The sequence below is a fragment of the Roseibium sp. genome, assembly GCF_050301095.1.
GTDB lineage: Bacteria > Pseudomonadota > Alphaproteobacteria > Rhizobiales > Stappiaceae > Roseibium.
This window is the reverse complement of sequence record NZ_JBNKYW010000097.1, coordinates 1-2745: the sequence shown is the minus strand read 5'-3', so window position 1 is coordinate 2745 and position 2745 is coordinate 1. Positions and strand designations below refer to the sequence as shown.

The 2745-nt window shown below is 58.7% G+C and carries 3 protein-coding genes; all 3 read left to right on the top strand.

All coding sequences use genetic code 11. The annotated features are described in order from the left end of the window. A partial coding sequence (locus ACQY7U_RS08540) for a branched-chain amino acid ABC transporter permease (RefSeq protein ID WP_428643496.1) occupies window positions 1-444 on the top strand: 444 nt, incomplete at its 5' end. Continuing rightward, window positions 441-1232, top strand: a complete 792-nt coding sequence (locus tag ACQY7U_RS08535) for an alpha/beta fold hydrolase (protein WP_428643495.1) — start codon at window positions 441-443, stop codon at window positions 1230-1232. The genes ACQY7U_RS08540 and ACQY7U_RS08535, both read left to right, overlap by 4 nt. A 197-nt stretch (window positions 1233-1429) precedes the next feature. Further along, window positions 1430-2587, top strand: coding sequence for an acyltransferase family protein (locus tag ACQY7U_RS08530; RefSeq protein WP_428643493.1), 1158 nt, complete (start codon window positions 1430-1432; stop codon window positions 2585-2587). Window positions 2588-2745: the final 158 nt, after the last annotated feature.

Sequence of the window (2745 nt, the reverse complement as noted above, 5' to 3'; positions counted from 1 at the left end):
GGGCGGACCCTGCAGGCGGTTCGGGACAATGCCTTCCGGGCGGAGGCCATCGGCTACCGGGTTGTCTGGTACCGGACGACGGCGACGGTGCTTTCCGCCGTCATTGCCGCTTTGTCCGGATCGCTGCTTGCTATCTGGCTGCGCTACACGGGACCCGCGACGACGCTCTCCATGGAGATCATGATCGATATCCTGCTGATGGTGGTGATCGGCGGTATGGGAACGCTCTATGGCGCCGTTCTCGGAGCGACCCTCTTCATTCTGGCGCAAACCTACCTGCAGAACCTGATGGGCGTTGCTGCCGAGGCCACCAGCGCCGTTCCGTTCCTGTCCACGCTCGTGGCGCCGGAACGCTGGCTGCTGTGGCTGGGCGTCCTCTTCATCCTGTCGGTCTATTTCTTCCCGACCGGTATTGTCGGACGGCTTAGGGCAGGACGTGCGTGAGCAATCATAAGCTTGATATCAGGGACGAGGGCACGGGTCGTCCGCTGGTCATGATCCACGGCTGGTCCTGTCCGGGTGTATTCTTTCGCGGCCAGATGGAAGCCCTGACACCACATGCCCGTTGCATCGTGCCGGACCTGCCCGGACACGGCGCGACCGGGGACCGCGTTCCGCTGTCGATTGGATCCGCCGCTGACGCACTTCACGCCTATCTGGCGGATCAGGGCCTCAGGGATATTGTCCTTTGTGGCTGGTCCATGGGCGCACTGGTTGCCTATTCCCTGATCGAGCGGCATGGCCCGGAAAGGGTCGCCTCTGTGGTCGCGGTGGACATGTCGCCCAGGGTGCTGAACGGCGAAGACTGGCGGAACGGGTCCCTCAACGGCCTGACCGCGGAGCTGAACACCCATGTTCTGGAAGGCATGGTCGCCGACTGGTCGAGACTGCCGGGCAGGATCGCCATGCGCCTCTTCGCCGAAGGTGTTGCCACAGATCCGGAATTGCAGGCATTTGCGAGCACTGAAATTGCCAAGGCAGATCCGTCTCTCCTGAAACCGATGTGGGCCTCCTTGACGGACCAGGATTTCCGTCCGCTGCTGAAGGATTTCCCGGTTCCCCTTCATCTGGCGGCAGGCTTGCGCAGCCAGCTTTACGGCCCGGGCGTTCACCGTTGGCACGAGCAGAACGTGCCGTGCTTTCACTTGCACGGTTTCGAAAACTCGGGCCATGCCCCGCATCTGGAAGAGCCGGAGCGCTTCAACGAACTGCTTGCCGGGCTCCTGACGTAACGTCCTGAGACTTCCGGACCGGATCGAACCCGGTCATGGCAAGAAGTTTCCGTAGGGAAGACCCGACGTCACCCGCATTGCGACAGGTGGCTGTTAACCTTTATCCCAGGTTGAAGTTCAAATTTTCCGAAACTTGGAATAATCAGGGGTGGTCGTATTCCGTTTTTCTCATTGGGTGCCGTTTCAGGGTCGTGCAATTGTACTATTCCAAACTCAACGCGCTGCGCGGGGCCGCCGCTTTCTTCGTTGCAGCCTTTCATTACATCTTGCCTTACGGCGCACTGAATTCCCTGATCTACAACTCCGCCATTTTTGTCGATCTGTTCTTCGTCCTGTCGGGTTTCGTGATCTACAAGGGGTATCAGCAATCCGTCAGCGACCGGGTTATCAACGCCGGGCAATTCGCCTTCTTGCGATTGGCGCGGCTATATCCCGTGCATTTCGTCATTCTGCTGGTTTGGCTCATGTTCATCGGCGGCAAGATCCTGGTGGCAAGCCGATTTGGTTTAGGTGATCCCCAGTATGAAAACACGCTCGTCTGGCCCTTTTTCGAAAACCTTTTCCTGATAAACGCCTACGGAATTTCTGGTGAACTGCAGTGGAACTATCCGACATGGAGCGTTTCGGCGGAACTCTTCGCCTACCTGGCGTTTTTCATCTTCCTGATCGTATTCAGGAAGGCCGGCGACAGCGCCCGCCCCTTGGTGTTTCATGCGGTCCTGATATCGGTTTCCTGTTATCTGGCGCTCTATGTCATCGGCCTTTACGAGAAACACCCCACCCTGGTCTATCGTCACGCAAGCTTCGGCTTTCTTCGTGGGGCGGCCGGGTTCTTTGCCGGGGTTGCGCTCGCCCAGCTTGATCCGGGGCGATTTGTGAAACGGCGCGGATTTCTGAAAGATACCCTGGCTGAAGCCGGGCTGGTCGCGATTGCCCTGTGGCTTGTCAGCATCTCGAACGACAGCTTTGTCCTGCAGGTCGTGACGGTTGCGGCTTTTGTCGTGGTCATCGGCTTCTTTTCCGGCCGGTCGCAGGGTCTTGTCTCACGCTTCCTGGACGGCAGGGCCATGCAGTATTTCGGGCGGATTTCCTATTCGTTCTATCTCTGGCACGTGATCGTTTATCTCTTCATGACCGATGTCTTCCAGTTTGTGCTGGGCTTCGAGACAAATGCGGAAAACCATGTTGCGGGCGAGGCCAAGTGGCTCGTGATGGGCCTGTCCTTTACCGCCACCTGCATTGTTTCCACGATTACCTTCAGGCTGATCGAGGAACCGGTCAGGTTGTGGTCAAAGGACGTTGTCAAAAACCGGTTGCGCATCAGGCGCAACAACGGGGGGCTCGAGGCGGCTTGAACCCCGCGTCTCTATTCCCGCCACAGCTTCGACTTAACAAAGCCGACGATCCGGTCCAGCACCGTCAGGGCGAGATAAACCGCCAGAAGCCCGAGGAAGAACCTGAGGTCCGTCAGCAGCGTTCCGCCGGCGAATTTCCGTGCGCCGGTGTTGGCGTA